The following is an 11,376-nucleotide window of genomic DNA, read 5'->3' as shown; positions in this document are numbered from 1 at the left end:
CAGACGCGTGCGTGACAACGGGCGGAAAGATAATGTGGCTGCCTTCGAAACGCGTTGGCGTACTATGGACTCCATCGTGGAGGATGCAATCGAGGAAGCCGAGGAGCCGGGGGATGGGGCCGCGGCCGACGTCAGTGCCGACCGGGAGCCCGCGACCGACACGTCCGCCGACACGGAGAACCGAACCGGGAAGATGACCGACGAGGAACTGGAAGACGTCCTGAAGGACCTCCAGACGGACATCACCGTCGTCGGCTGTGGGGGCGCCGGCGGCAACACGGTCAACCGGATGGCCGAGGAGGGGATCAAGGGCGCGAACCTCGTCGCCGCCAACACCGACGTCCAACACCTCGTCGACGTGGAGGCCGACACGAAGATCCTGATGGGTGAGGAGAAGACCGGCGGGCGGGGGGCGGGGTCGCTCCCGCAGGTCGGCGAGGAGGCCGCCATCGAGAGCCAGGAGGACATCTACGGCGCCATCGAGGGTTCCGATATGGTGTTCGTCACCGCCGGGCTGGGCGGGGGTACCGGCACCGGGTCGGCGCCCGTCGTCGCGGAGGCGGCCCGCGAGTCCGGTGCGCTCACCATCGCCATCGTGACCACGCCCTTCACCGCCGAGGGCGAGGTCCGGCGGACCAACGCCGAGGCGGGCCTGGAACGACTGCGCGACGTGGCCGACACCGTCATCGTCGTGCCCAACGACCGCCTGCTCGACTCCGTCGGGAAGCTTCCGGTCCGGCAGGCGTTCAAGGTATCCGACGAGGTGCTCATGCGCTCGGTGAAGGGGATCACCGAACTCATCACCAAACCCGGGCTGGTCAACCTGGACTTCGCCGACGTGAAGACGGTCATGGAGAAAGGCGGCGTCGCCATGATCGGCCTCGGCGAGAGCGACTCCGAGCAGAAGGCTCAGGACTCGGTGCGCTCCGCCCTGCGATCGCCCCTGCTCGACGTCGACATCTCCGGGGCCAACTCGGCGCTCGTCAACGTCACCGGCGGCACCGACATGGCCATCGAGGAGGCCGAGGGCGTCGTCGAGGAGATCTACGACCGGATCGACCCCGACGCCCGCATCATCTGGGGCACCTCCATCGACGAGGAACTCGACGGGAAGATGCGGACGATGATCGTCGTCACGGGCGTCGAGTCGCCACAGATCTACGGCCGCGGCGACGACGCGCCCGCGCCGGAGCCGACGAGCGGCGGTGGCGACGACATCGACTACGTGGAGTAGCCGCCGACCGCGCTCGGCTTATCAATAGATAGAAAAAGCCGGCTCGCATATCGCCCGGTATGGACGTCAAATACGATCTCTCAAGCTACGTCCGCGTGCTCAAGATGGCGAGCACGCCGTCGTGGAACGAATTCTCGCAGATCGCCAAGGTCGCGGGGGCGGGAATCTTTCTCGTCGGCCTCCTCGGATTCGTCATCTTCGCGGTCATGACCTTCATTCCCGGAGGCGGGTAGCATGGGTATCTTCGCCGTCAAGACCACCGCGAGCCAGGAGCGCACGGTCGCGGACATGATCGCCAGCCGCGAGGAGGACGAGGTGCACGCGGTGTTGGCACCCGACTCCCTGACGAGTTACGTGATGGTCGAGGCGGACAACAGCGCCGTCCTCGAACGCGTCATGGACGAGATTCCCCACGCCCGATCGATCGTTCCCGGCACCTCCTCGCTCACCGAGGTGGAACATTTCCTCTCGCCCACCCCGGACGTCGAGGGCATCGCCGAGGGCGACATCGTCGAACTCATCGCCGGCCCGTTCAAAGGCGAGAAGGCCCGCGTCCAGCGGATCGACGAGGGCAAGGACCAGGTGACCGTCGAACTGTACGAGGCGACGGTGCCCATCCCCGTCACCGTCCGCGGCGACCAGATCCGCGTCCTCGACTCGGACGAACGGTAACGCACTCCTTTCATCGAGTCGACACTCCGTCTTCCGAATAGCAACCCCTAACTGCGCCGTCCGTTCAGGTGTTCCCGTGACGTCGGCAGGGCAGACCCGGATCGACATGCACGTGAAGGTGCTCGACGAGGACGTCGTCGAGCGGGCGAAAGCCCGCGACATCGACGCACTCGTCTACGCGCCACATTTCACGCGCCTCCCGACCATCCGCGAGCGGGCCGCGCGGTTTTCGGACGACGAACTCCTGGTCGTGCCCGCACGGGAGGTGTTCACCGGACCGTGGTACGCCCGCCGCCACCTCCTCGCCATCGGCCTCGAGGATCCGGTCCCCGATTTCGTCAGTTTCGAGGGGGCGCTGGCGGCCTTCGACCGACAGGACGCCGCCGTCCTCGTGCCTCACCCCGAGATGCTGAACGTCAGTTGCTCCCGGGCGGAGGTGGCCGCCCACGCCGACGCCGTCCACGCCGTCGAGACGTACAACGCGAAATGTCTGCCGCCACAGAACCGGCGGTGTCGGGCGGTCGCCCGCGAGACCGGCCTCCCGGGGTTCGGATCGTCGTACGCCCACCTCCGGCGGACCGTCGGCGAGGTGTGGACGAGGTTCGAGGATCCCCTCGACTCGGAGGCGGCCCTCGTCGAGGCGCTGCGGACGGGGGCGCCGCGGCGCGTCGTCCACCGGGGCGGCGCCGACCACCACCTTCGCGGCCTCGCGGAGTTCGCTCACCTCGGCGTCGAGAACACGTGGGGGAAGCTGGATCGACTCTTCCTCTCGGGCACCGAGCCGACCCACCCCCGACACATCGCGTACGACGGTCGGTTCGACGACGTGGCCGTCTACTGACCGGTCACGTCAGGAGGGCGTTCATCGTGGCCGCCGTCTCCCCCAGGGGCACCACGTAGACGTGCACGGCCGCGAGGACAGCGATCTCGAGCCCCGTGACGACGACCGTCACGAGGTCCGCGTACTTGCTGCTGGTCGTCACGCCGCTGGGGAGTCCCCACTCCTGGCTCGTCAGCGGGTAGAAGAGGGCGATCCCTCGACGGCTCCCGACCACGTCGAGGAGGTAGTGGGTCGCGATGCCGATCCAGACGAACTGGAGGTTCCCGAAGACGACGGGGAAGGCGGCGACGACCCCCAGGACGAACAGGTTGTGGAGCGTCTTGCGGTGCTTGCCGAAAGCGGTGTCGACGTCGGGGAAGAGCGCCCCGAGGACCACGGGCACGGAGAGTTCGGCGATCGTTTCGGCGACGGCGAGTGCGTCGGCCGCCGTGAGCGCCGTCGGCGCCGCGAGGACGACCCCCAAGCCGACGCTCAACAGCGCGGCGTTGAGCACGTGTCCTTTCTTGTTCACGTCGGCGACTTTGGCGCCCCCCGACTCAAGCGTGTCGGCACGGGAGAGCGAAAGAAGGATTTGACGCCCGTCCGGAGGGCGGGCATGGACTACGACACGCCGCTGTTCTTTCACGTCATGCAGTACGCGGCCGCCGCCGACCGCGACGTGATCGACCTGGTGAGCGGGGGGCCGGACTGGGAGCCGCCGGCCCCCCTCCGTGAGGGCCTCCGGGAGTTCGCCGACGCCGACCCCGCGGAGTTTCAGTATCCGCCGAGCGACGGCCTGCGCGCCCTCCGGGAGGAGATCGCCGCCCGCCGTGGCGTCGACGTCGACCGCGTGGTCGTCACGAACGGTGCGGGCGAGGCGAACTACCTCGCGATGGCGGGCGCGCTCGAACGCGACGCCGGCAACGAGATACTGCTGACCGATCCCGTCTACCCCTACTACCCGGGCAAGGCGCGGATGCTCGGGGCGGACGTGCGTCTCGTCCCCGTCGCCGAGGACGGCGGCCTCGACGTGGCGGCGATGCGCGAGGCGGCGAGTGCCGACACCGCCGCCGTCCTCGTCAACACGCCCAACAACCCGACCGGGGCGGTCTACGACGCCGACACGATGGCCGCGGTCGCCGACCTCGCGGCCGAGCACGACGCCGTCCTGATCTCCGACGAGGTGTACGACCACTACGACTTCTCCGGACGCTTCGAGAGCGCCCTGTCGGTCGACGGCGACCGCGCGGTCGTCACCAACTCCTTCTCGAAGTCGATGGCAGTGACCGGCCTCCGGGTGGGGTACGGGATCTTCCCCCCGGAACTCGCCGACGCCGCCCGCACGCGACACATGCTCGTGAACGTGACGGGCGCCCGCCCCTCGCAGGCCGCCGTCCTCCGGGCGCTCCGGGAGACCGGCCCCGAGTATTACGAGGCCTCGCGTGACCTGTTGTGCGAGCGCATCGACGCCTTCACCGACGCACTAGACGCCGCGGGCGCGGAGTACGTCGTCCCGGAGGGTGCGTTCTACGTCTTCGCTCGCTTCGAGGGGTTCCCCGGCACCTTGGAGAACGTCGAACGCCTCGTCGACGAGGCGGGCGTCGCCTGCATGCCCGGCGACACGTTCGGGAGCTACGACGAGTGGGTCCGCTTCGCGCTCGTCAGCCCGCGGGCCGAGGAGGCCGCCGAACGCCTGGCCGACTACGACGGGTTCTAGGCGGTGGCCTAACAGACGACGACGCTCGCACGATAGTAGGTTCCCTCGTGGACGACGACGTCGACGTCGTGCCACGCGTAGTCGAAGCCCTCCACGCTCCCGTTTCGCGCGCGGTCGAACGTCTCGCGCTGTGCGGCCGTGAGGTTCCCGTAGGCGACGGCCGAGCCGCGATCCGCGGGCTCCGCGTCGAGTTCGTAGACGGTCAGCGCCGGCGGACAGTCCGTGTTGGCGGTGGGACTCGGCGTCGGTGTCGGTGTCGGCGTCGGCGTCGGCATCGAGGGCGCGGTCGGCCCCGCACCGAGACAGCCGGCGGTCGCGAGCGAGACCACCGCCACGGCGGCGAGGACGGTTCGCCCGGGGGGACGGTCGGACATGCGCGATCGGTGCGCCGCCCACCGGGAACTGTCTTCCCCGTATCGACGGGTACAGGTGTCCGGACCGTCTCGGGCCGGACATGAGCGAACTCGACGTGGAGCCGGTCGACGAGGTCGACGAGGACGACGGTCCCGCGCGGATCGGCGTCGAGGCGGCGACCGACCTCCCCGAGACCGTGGACGCACCGGAGTACGTCCTCTACGGCGGGAAAGGCGGCGTCGGCAAGACGACGATGGCGGCGGCGACGGCGCTCGCCTCGGCCGCCACGGGGACGGCGACGCTCGTCGTCTCGACCGACCCCGCCCACTCCCTGTCGGACACTCTCGACGTCGACATCCCCGCGACGCCGACGCGCATCCGTGACGAGGATCCGCTGTGGGCCGCGGAGATCGACCCCGAGGCGGCCATGGAGGAGGGGCTGTTCGGCGCGGGCGGCATCGGCGTCGGCGAGGACGGGGACGACGACGTCGGCGCCGGCGCGCCGCTCGGCGGCCTCGGCGAACTCGGCGAGGCGCTGGGCGACGACGCCGTCGACCCGCTGATGGGCGGCTCGATGCCCGGCGCGGACGAGGCGGCGGCGATGCGCCAGTTGCTGGAGTATCTGGACGACCCCCGGTTCGACCGGGTGGTGATCGACACGGCGCCGACGGGCCACACCCTGCGACTGCTCGAACTGCCCGAGGTGCTCGACTCGATGGTCGGGCGCCTGCTCTCGATGCGCGAGAAGTTCTCGGGGATGATGGAGGGGTTCAAGGGGATGTTCGGCGTCGGCGGCGACGACCCCGACGCGCCGGACCTGGACGAACTCGGCGACCGGATCGAACGCCTCCGGGCCGTCCTGCAGGACCCCGCCCGGACCGACTTCCGGGTCGTGATGGTGCCCGAGGAGATGAGCGTCGTCGAGTCCGAGCGCCTCGTCCGCCGACTCGACGAGTTCTCCATCCCCGTGCGGACCGTCGTGGTCAACCGGGTGATGGAGGACTTGGCGGACGTGGCCGACGTCGACCCCGAGTGGGTCGTCTCGCCGAACCTGGAGGACTGCGAGTTCTGTCAGCGCCGGTGGGACGTCCAACAGCGGGCGCTCCGCCGGGCGAGCGACCTCTTTCGCGACCACGACGTGAAGCGCGTCCCCCTGCTCGCCGACGAGGTGCGCGGCGAGCGGGCGCTCCGCGTCGTCGCGGCGTGTCTACGCTAGCCGGTCCAGAAGCGAGAAGGCCCGGTCGCGAAGGCGGTCGGGGACGAACCGCCCGAGGACGCTCACCCGGGCGAGCGTGCCGACCGGGACGCGGCTGGCGGGCTTGGTCGCGCTCGCGGCGTTCAGCACCTCCTCGGCGACGCGTTCCGGCTGGACGGCGCCCGGCCCCCCGCCGCCGATGGCCTGCGTGTCCTCGAAGACGTCGTAGAAGTCCTCGTAGGCGCCGGAGCGCTCGACGCCCTCGATTTCCGCCTCGGCCCGGTCGGTAAAGTCCGTGTCGACGGGCCCGGGTTCGATCAGGACGGCGTCGACGCCGTACTCGTCGACCTCCGCCCGGAGGGCGTCGGTCATGGCTTCGAGGGCGAACTTCGATCCGGCGTAGACGCCGCCGCCGGGAAAGGAGAGGCGGCCGGCGACGCTGGAGACGTTGACGACGGTCCCCTCGCGGCGCCGCCGCATGTGTGGGAGGACCGCCCGTGTCAGCCGGTGGGCGCCGTAGACGTTCACGTCGAACTGTCGGTGGACGGCCTCGACGGGCACGTCCTCGATGGGCCCGAACTGGGCGTAGCCGGCGTTGTTGACGAGGCAGTCGATCCGTCCGTGGTCGTCGAGGATCCGGTCGACGACCCGATCCACGTCGTCGTCCTCGGTCACGTCGAGCGTCGCGACGGTACAGCCGCGGTCGCCGAGTCGCTCGACGTCGGCGGGGTTGCGCGCCGTGGCGTACACCTCCCAGTCCGCGTCGAGGAAGGCCTCGGCGGTCGCACGGCCGATACCGGACGAACAGCCCGTGATGAGGACGGTCTTCGGTTGCACACGCCATCCCTCGGCCCGACGGCAGTTAACTCATTCCCGCGCCACCGCGAACGGACTGGCCCCCTCGGTCCACTCCCACCCCGGGAGCCGGGTCTGGAACCCCGCGGCGAGGGCGGCGTCCAAGTCGTCGGCCCCCGCGACCCCCTCGGTGTGGGTCGTCACGTCCGCGAAGTGGAACGTGGCCTGGGCGAGCAGGGAGAAAGGCTGTCCGCCGGCGACGGCCGCGGCGAGTTCCCGCCCGAGCACTTCGTCGACGACGAAGCCCGGATAGTCGCCGGTCACGTCGAGGTCACGGAGGAGGGCGACGTAGGCCGCGACGTTGACCGCGCGGGCGCCGTCCCCGAAGACGACGGCCACCTCCTCGCGGTACTCGTCCCGGCCGACGTGGCCGACGTCGACGCCGAAGCAGTCGCCGAGGCGGTCCCGCGTCTCGTTGATCAGCGGGACCACCGCCCCGCGCTCTCGCACCCACTCGTACTCGCGTTCCACGGCGGCCGGGGTGAGTTCCATACCGCCACTCCGGCGCCGAACGCCTTCGATTTTGCGAAGGCTTTTATAATGCCCGGCTGATAGGGTGACCCAAGCGGGTTTTCGCTGCCTCTTCCCGCAGCCGAGCACCTCCCGTACGGAACGTACCTATGCGATTCGGCACGACCACCATCGTCCGACGCCGACCGTCCACGCGGACGCCGTCGCGGGCCGAGGATCGAACGGGAACGACCGTGCGGAGGGCTCTCACCCGGTACATATGAGCTCCGTAGACAAGCAACTCGAGGAACTGAAAGCAGAGATCGAGGACGAACTACCGCCCGGAATCTCCGTCTCCGACGTCAAATACGAGGGGCCGGAACTGGTCGTCTACACGCGCGACCCGAAGGATTTCGCCAGCAACGGCGATCTCATCCGCAAACTGGCGAGCAAACTCCGGAAGCGAATCACGGTGCGCCCGGACCCCGACGTGCTGATGGAGGTCCGCGAGGCCCGCGAGCGGATCCGGGACGTGATCCCCGAGGACGCCGGCGTGACCGACCTCGACTTCCACGCCGACACCGGCGAGGTCGTCATCGAGGCCGAGAAACCCGGGATGGTGATCGGGCGTCACGGCTCGACGCTCCGTGAGATCACGAAGGAGATCGGCTGGACGCCCGAGGTGGTCCGTACCCCTCCCATCGAGTCCTCGACGGTCTCGAACGTCCGGAACTTCCTCAAGCAGGAACGCGAGGAGCGCCGCGACATCCTCGAACGCGTCGGCCGGCAGATCCACCGCGAGGAGATGGCCGACGACCAGTGGGTGCGTATCACCACCCTCGGCTGCTGTCGGGAGGTCGGCCGCGCGAGTTTCATCCTCTCGACCGCCGAGACGCGCGTCCTGATCGACTGCGGCGACAAGCCCGGCGCCGAGGGCGAGGTGCCCTACCTCCAGGTGCCAGAAGCGGCCCCCCTCAACTCCATCGACGCGGTCGTGCTCACCCACGCCCACCTCGATCACTCCGCGCTGATCCCCCTCCTGTTCAAATACGGCTACGACGGCCCCATCTACTGCACCGAACCCACCCGGGACCTGATGGGTTTGCTCACGCTCGACTACCTCGACGTGGCCGTCAAGGAGGGCCGCACCCCGCCCTACGAGAGCGAGATGGTCCGTGAGGCGATCAAACACACCGTCCCCCTCGAGTACGGCGACGTGACCGACATCGCGCCGGACGTGAAGCTCACCTTCCACAACGCCGGACACATCCTCGGCTCGGCCGTCTCCCACTTCCACATCGGCGACGGCCTCTACAACGTCGCCTTCTCGGGCGACATCCACTACGAGGATACGCGCCTGTTCAACGGCGCCGTCAACGACTTCCCGCGGGTCGAGACGCTCGTCCTCGAATCCACCTACGGCGGCCGCAACGACTACCAGACCGACCAGGAGGACTCCGAGCGCAACCTGCTCCGGATCATCAACGAGACCCACGAGAAAGGCGGCAAGGTCGTCATCCCGGCGTTCGCAGTCGGTCGATCACAGGAGATCATGCTCGTGTTGGAGGAGGCCATGCGGAGCGGAAAGATCCCCGAGATGCCCGTCCACCTCGACGGGATGATCTGGGAGGCGACGGCCATCCACACCACCTACCCCGAGTACCTCCGGGACGACCTCAGAGACAGAATTTTCCACGAGGACGAGAACCCCTTCCTCGCCGAGGAGTTCAACCACATCGACGCCGGCGAGGACGAACGCCAGGAGGTATCCGACGGCGACCCGGCGATCATCCTCTCCACCTCGGGGATGGTCACCGGCGGCCCGATCATGTCCTGGCTTCGCCACCTCGGTCCGGATCCGGACTCCACGCTCGTGTTCGTCGGCTACCAGGCACAGGGAACCCTCGGCCGGCGCATCCAGAACGGCTGGGACGAGATTCCGATGAACGACCGCGAACGCGGCGGCCGCGGCAACACCCTCTCGCTGAACATGGGCGTCGAGACGGTCGACGGCTTCTCCGGCCACGCCGACCGGCAGGGCTTGGAGAACTTCGTCAAGACGATGAACCCGCGCCCGGAGAAGGTGCTCTGTGTCCACGGCGACGAACGCTCCGTGCAGGACCTCTCCTCCGCGCTCTACCACGACTACAACATGCGGACGTTCGCGCCGAAGAACCTGGAGACGTTCCGCTTCAAGTAGCCGCGGACCGCGATGCACGCGATCACCCCCCACCTCCACGTCGGCGACCGGGCGGACGCTCGGGACGTCGAGTCGATGCTCGACGCGGGCGTCACCGCCGTTCTGCGACTGACACACGGCGCACCTCCAGCGTACCCCGATTCGGTGACCCTCGTCGAGCGCCCACTCGTCGACGGCCCCCAAAACGATCCCTCGAACGTTCGGGACGCCGTCGATCGGCTGACGACGTTGCTCGACGCCGACGAGACCGTTCTCGTCCACTGCTCGGCGGGGAGTTCCCGGAGCGTGGCCGTGGCCGCGGCCGCGCTCGCCCGACTGAACGGGACCGACGTCGAGACGGCGCTCGAGCGTCTGCGCTCGGTACACCCCGATGCCGAGCCACACCCTGCGCTGGTGGACAACGCCCGCCGTGTCGTGGAGTGAGCCTCAGCCGTCGGAGTCGGCCGGATCGACCACCGTCCCCGCTCCGGAATCGACGCCGACACGGTCACAGCGGTCGGCGAGCGGGCACGCCTCCGGACCGTCGAGACACGACGGGTTTCTGGCCGAACAGTACTCCCGCCCGAACTGGATCATGGCGGTGTGACCGAAGCCGCACTTCTCGGTCGGCACCGCCGCCTCCAGGGCCGCCCGCACTCCCTCGTGATCCGCGTCGGGCGGCGCCAGGCCCATCCGGCGGGCAATGCGGTGGACGTGGGTGTCGACGGGGAAGACGCCGCCCCGCCCGCCCGAGAAGAGAAGGACGCAGTCGGCGGTCTTCGGCCCCACCCCGCGCAGCTCCAGCAGTCGCTCGCGCACCGCCTCGGGGTCGCCCTCGCGGACGAAGGAATCGAACGCAGCGGCGTCGCCGAAGTCGGCGAGGATCGCCTCGGCGGCCTCCTGGATGACCCGCGATTTCTGGTTGTAGAGCCCGGCCGGCTGGATGACCTCGGCGACGACGTCGCGGTCGGCGGCCGCGAGCGTCGCCGCGAGGTCGCCCTCGCCGCCGTACCGTTCGATCAGGGCGTCGAAGGCCGGTTGGCTGGCGACGTCGCTCGTGTTCTGGCTCAGGATCGTGCGGACGAGACAGGGGAAGGCGTCGCGGCCACCGTAGGCCTTCTGCCAGTAGATGTCGCCGAGCGCGTCGACGACCGCCTCGGCCCGCGTCTCCGGATCCCCGGTGGCGAAGCGGGCCTCGCTCCCGCCGTCGGTGCCGCCGCTGATGTTCTCGACGGGTTCGTCGGGCATGGGCGTCCGTTGGCGGCCGATCGGAAAAAGCGCGGCGTCACTCGACGGTCAGCGTCAGGGTGGGGTCGGCGCCGTCCGCGAGGGCGGCGACCATCCCCCGGTCCAGGTCGGCCGCGGCGGCGTCGGCGGCGACGGCGACGGTGCGGTCGTCGACGTAGGTGCTCGTCCGGACGACGGCGCTCCGGTCGCTGTCGAAGGTGAGGTCGGGGTGCCCGCGGGCGCGCACCTCCTGGGTCGCCCCGTCGACGTCGAGGGTCAGGGTGATCGTCGCCGCGGGGTCCCGGCAGGCTTCGGCGAAGTCGGTATCGAAGTCGGCGGGCGCCCGGTCGGCCTCGATACCGACGATGCAGTCGCCGGCGGGGGTCAACCAGTCGTCGGTCGTCACCTCGAAGGTGGTGTCGTGGGTCGCGGCGACGTGTTCGTGGCCGCGGGCGTGTACGACCTCTCGCATGGCGGGTCGTCGCCGGCGAGCCCGTTTAGCGGTGACGGTCACTCCCTGACGACGGTCACCGTCACCGCGCCACAGGCACACTCGTAGGCCCGGCGCTCGCCCCCCTCGGTCCGCATCGCCACCATCAGGGCGTCGTCGTCAAGGGGTCGATCACAGCCGGCCGCCTCGCAGGTACTCGTGAGCTTCTCGAGCATATCCGGT

General features: G+C 69.5%; 15 protein-coding genes. 8 read left to right on the top strand and 7 right to left on the bottom strand.

From position 1 onward, the window contains the following. Positions 1 to 64: 64 nt before the first annotated feature. The 4 genes from ftsZ to EI982_RS07540 all read left to right on the top strand — a co-directional run bounded on the left by ftsZ (position 65) and on the right by EI982_RS07540 (position 2,747). The gene (ftsZ, locus tag EI982_RS07555) at positions 65 to 1,234 is read left to right on the top strand and encodes a cell division protein FtsZ (protein ID WP_157689010.1); all 1,170 of its coding nucleotides are present in this window, start codon (positions 65 to 67) and stop codon (positions 1,232 to 1,234) included. A gap of 59 nt (positions 1,235 to 1,293) precedes the next feature. Continuing rightward, positions 1,294 to 1,467: a protein translocase SEC61 complex subunit gamma gene (locus EI982_RS07550; RefSeq protein ID WP_157689007.1), complete on the top strand. Its 174-nt coding sequence runs from the start codon at positions 1,294 to 1,296 to the stop codon at positions 1,465 to 1,467. 1 nt (position 1,468) lies between these two features. Then, positions 1,469 to 1,906 (top strand): transcription elongation factor Spt5, encoded by a 438-nt coding sequence (locus EI982_RS07545; RefSeq protein ID WP_049936914.1) that lies wholly within the window; start codon positions 1,469 to 1,471, stop codon positions 1,904 to 1,906. A gap of 106 nt (positions 1,907 to 2,012) precedes the next feature. Further along, entirely contained in the window at positions 2,013 to 2,747 is a 735-nt protein-coding gene (locus tag EI982_RS07540) for a PHP-associated domain-containing protein (protein ID WP_157691091.1), read from the top strand. A 4-nt stretch (positions 2,748 to 2,751) separates the two neighbouring features. Here the strand turns inward: EI982_RS07540 and EI982_RS07535 are convergent, their stop codons facing one another. Further along, on the bottom strand, positions 2,752 to 3,258 hold the full coding sequence (locus EI982_RS07535) for a metal-dependent hydrolase (RefSeq protein ID WP_157689005.1): 507 nt from the start codon (positions 3,256 to 3,258) through the stop codon (positions 2,752 to 2,754). Between the two features lie 84 nt (positions 3,259 to 3,342). Between EI982_RS07535 and EI982_RS07530 the strand changes: the two genes are divergently transcribed. Then, positions 3,343 to 4,443 carry a pyridoxal phosphate-dependent aminotransferase gene (locus tag EI982_RS07530; RefSeq protein ID WP_157689003.1) on the top strand — a complete coding sequence of 367 codons (1,101 nt, stop codon included), beginning with the start codon at positions 3,343 to 3,345 and terminating at the stop codon, positions 4,441 to 4,443. Positions 4,444 to 4,451: 8 nt separating this feature from the next. On the opposite strand, the gene EI982_RS07525 is transcribed toward EI982_RS07530, so the two are convergent. After that, positions 4,452 to 4,817 carry a DUF7979 domain-containing protein gene (locus tag EI982_RS07525; protein ID WP_157689001.1) on the bottom strand — a complete coding sequence of 122 codons (366 nt, stop codon included), beginning with the start codon at positions 4,815 to 4,817 and terminating at the stop codon, positions 4,452 to 4,454. 80 nt (positions 4,818 to 4,897) lie between these two features. Between EI982_RS07525 and EI982_RS07520 the strand changes: the two genes are divergently transcribed. Next, on the top strand, positions 4,898 to 6,013 hold the full coding sequence (locus EI982_RS07520; RefSeq protein ID WP_157688999.1) for an ArsA family ATPase: 1,116 nt from the start codon (positions 4,898 to 4,900) through the stop codon (positions 6,011 to 6,013). On the opposite strand, the gene EI982_RS07515 is transcribed toward EI982_RS07520, so the two are convergent. Both EI982_RS07515 and EI982_RS07510 read right to left on the bottom strand, forming a co-directional pair. Next, positions 6,005 to 6,829, bottom strand: coding sequence for an SDR family oxidoreductase (locus EI982_RS07515; RefSeq protein WP_157688997.1), 825 nt, complete (start codon positions 6,827 to 6,829; stop codon positions 6,005 to 6,007). The two genes, EI982_RS07520 and EI982_RS07515, sit on opposite strands and share 9 nt — an antisense overlap. A gap of 30 nt (positions 6,830 to 6,859) precedes the next feature. Continuing rightward, positions 6,860 to 7,339, bottom strand: coding sequence for a DUF7984 family protein (locus tag EI982_RS07510; protein WP_157688995.1), 480 nt, complete (start codon positions 7,337 to 7,339; stop codon positions 6,860 to 6,862). 238 nt (positions 7,340 to 7,577) lie between these two features. Here EI982_RS07510 and EI982_RS07505 point away from each other — a divergent pair, with 238 nt between their 5' ends. Together EI982_RS07505 and EI982_RS07500 are read left to right on the top strand one after the other, a co-directional pair. Continuing rightward, positions 7,578 to 9,497, top strand: coding sequence for a beta-CASP ribonuclease aCPSF1 (locus EI982_RS07505; RefSeq protein WP_157688993.1), 1,920 nt, complete (start codon positions 7,578 to 7,580; stop codon positions 9,495 to 9,497). A 12-nt stretch (positions 9,498 to 9,509) separates the two neighbouring features. Beyond that, positions 9,510 to 9,920: a dual specificity protein phosphatase family protein gene (locus EI982_RS07500; protein WP_157688991.1), complete on the top strand. Its 411-nt coding sequence runs from the start codon at positions 9,510 to 9,512 to the stop codon at positions 9,918 to 9,920. Positions 9,921 to 9,923: 3 nt separating this feature from the next. Here EI982_RS07500 and EI982_RS07495 read toward each other — a convergent pair whose 3' ends face one another. From EI982_RS07495 to EI982_RS18320, 3 genes are read right to left on the bottom strand one after another with little or no spacing between them, the layout of a single operon-like run. Further along, on the bottom strand, positions 9,924 to 10,724 hold the full coding sequence (locus tag EI982_RS07495) for an endonuclease III domain-containing protein (protein ID WP_157688989.1): 801 nt from the start codon (positions 10,722 to 10,724) through the stop codon (positions 9,924 to 9,926). A 37-nt stretch (positions 10,725 to 10,761) separates the two neighbouring features. Then, positions 10,762 to 11,175 carry a DUF371 domain-containing protein gene (locus EI982_RS07490; protein WP_157688987.1) on the bottom strand — a complete coding sequence of 138 codons (414 nt, stop codon included), beginning with the start codon at positions 11,173 to 11,175 and terminating at the stop codon, positions 10,762 to 10,764. Positions 11,176 to 11,213: 38 nt separating this feature from the next. Further along, positions 11,214 to 11,369: a hypothetical protein gene (locus EI982_RS18320; RefSeq protein ID WP_199243759.1), complete on the bottom strand. Its 156-nt coding sequence runs from the start codon at positions 11,367 to 11,369 to the stop codon at positions 11,214 to 11,216. Positions 11,370 to 11,376: the final 7 nt, after the last annotated feature.

This window comes from Haloplanus salinarum, assembly GCF_009762275.1.
GTDB lineage: Archaea > Halobacteriota > Halobacteria > Halobacteriales > Haloferacaceae > Haloplanus > Haloplanus salinarum.
This window is presented reverse-complemented; position numbering and strand designations above follow the sequence as displayed.

What these genes read in the sequence shown, in the direction of transcription:
- ftsZ (WP_157689010.1), top strand. Translation starts at nt 65, where the DNA reads ATGGACTCCATCGTGGAGGATGCAATCGAGGAAGCCGAGGAGCCGGGG.
- EI982_RS07550 (WP_157689007.1), top strand. Translation starts at nt 1,294, where the DNA reads ATGGACGTCAAATACGATCTCTCAAGCTACGTCCGCGTGCTCAAGATG.
- EI982_RS07545 (WP_049936914.1), top strand. Translation starts at nt 1,469, where the DNA reads ATGGGTATCTTCGCCGTCAAGACCACCGCGAGCCAGGAGCGCACGGTC.
- EI982_RS07540 (WP_157691091.1), top strand. Translation starts at nt 2,013, where the DNA reads ATGCACGTGAAGGTGCTCGACGAGGACGTCGTCGAGCGGGCGAAAGCC.
- EI982_RS07530 (WP_157689003.1), top strand. Translation starts at nt 3,343, where the DNA reads ATGGACTACGACACGCCGCTGTTCTTTCACGTCATGCAGTACGCGGCC.
- EI982_RS07525 (WP_157689001.1), bottom strand. Translation starts at nt 4,817, where the DNA reads ATGTCCGACCGTCCCCCCGGGCGAACCGTCCTCGCCGCCGTGGCGGTG.
- EI982_RS07520 (WP_157688999.1), top strand. Translation starts at nt 4,898, where the DNA reads ATGAGCGAACTCGACGTGGAGCCGGTCGACGAGGTCGACGAGGACGAC.
- EI982_RS07510 (WP_157688995.1), bottom strand. Translation starts at nt 7,339, where the DNA reads ATGGAACTCACCCCGGCCGCCGTGGAACGCGAGTACGAGTGGGTGCGA.
- EI982_RS07505 (WP_157688993.1), top strand. Translation starts at nt 7,578, where the DNA reads ATGAGCTCCGTAGACAAGCAACTCGAGGAACTGAAAGCAGAGATCGAG.
- EI982_RS07500 (WP_157688991.1), top strand. Translation starts at nt 9,510, where the DNA reads ATGCACGCGATCACCCCCCACCTCCACGTCGGCGACCGGGCGGACGCT.
- EI982_RS07495 (WP_157688989.1), bottom strand. Translation starts at nt 10,724, where the DNA reads ATGCCCGACGAACCCGTCGAGAACATCAGCGGCGGCACCGACGGCGGG.
- EI982_RS07490 (WP_157688987.1), bottom strand. Translation starts at nt 11,175, where the DNA reads ATGCGAGAGGTCGTACACGCCCGCGGCCACGAACACGTCGCCGCGACC.
- EI982_RS18320 (WP_199243759.1), bottom strand. Translation starts at nt 11,369, where the DNA reads ATGCTCGAGAAGCTCACGAGTACCTGCGAGGCGGCCGGCTGTGATCGA.